The sequence below is a fragment of the Vibrio sp. 1402 genome, assembly GCF_033340275.1.
The window spans coordinates 1-878 of the sequence record NZ_JAWOWE010000134.1 but is presented as its reverse complement, the minus strand read 5'-3'; the positions used below and the strand labels follow the sequence as shown (position 1 = coordinate 878).

The 878-nt window shown below is 45.6% G+C and carries 1 protein-coding gene; it reads left to right on the top strand.

The features are described 5' to 3' along the window. Window positions 1-878 (top strand): PKD domain-containing protein (locus tag R7044_RS24620; protein WP_225455924.1); only part of this gene is annotated, 878 nt, incomplete at both ends.

Below are 878 nucleotides of genomic sequence, written 5' to 3'. Positions count from 1 at the left end.
GGCTGCTCTGATGACGATCATCAGACCCACAACAACAGCGTCAAATTCGATGTCATAGACAATCAAGAATTTACCCTTAATCCGATTCAAAACGACAGCAATCCCGATTTAGAAAGTTTCAGCTGGACTCAAACATGTGGTTCGATATCCATTATTCCTTCTGACACAAGCCAAACCGTCAATCTGACACTTACCGCTCCAAAACTGGACAACGATGAAGAGTATTGCTTCCAGTTTAAAGGAACCAGTAAGAATGGTGATCAGTACTCAACCGATGCAAAAGTGTCCGTGGTGTCTCCATCACTGGAAGTTTATGTTGATCACGCATCTCTCCCCTCTTTACATCAGGTATTGGACATCATCGCCTCTGCAGAGGCTCACCCGACAGCTGAGCGCTATGTGTCCTGGGGCCGTATCAATCCGACGCAAGAGCATCTGGCGCAACTGAATATCAGTCGCTTCCCACTTGAGTCAAACCATACATCGGCAGAAATGCTTGAAGCTATTTCTGCCTTTGCAGAAGATCATCACAGACTCAAGGTTTCAATCAGTACCAACACGCTGAAGTCATATGACAACCTAAAACTTATGCTACAGCGGCTGCATAAGCAGCCACATGTCGACATTGACAACATCAGGCTCTATGACGATGGCTCTGCTGAATACGTGAACCTGTACAACTGGCGCAATACCCAGGATAAGACCTACCTGTTACAGCAAGCCGGTGACAACCTTAAAAATATCATTTTAGGTTCAGGTGGTTCTTCCGCGCCCTGGTTGACTACTCAGTTTAACTGGCATTCACTCTACCCTACTGAGTACTCAATGCTGAGATCTGACTTTTTGACGCTTGATCCAAAACTACACGAGTTAAAAGA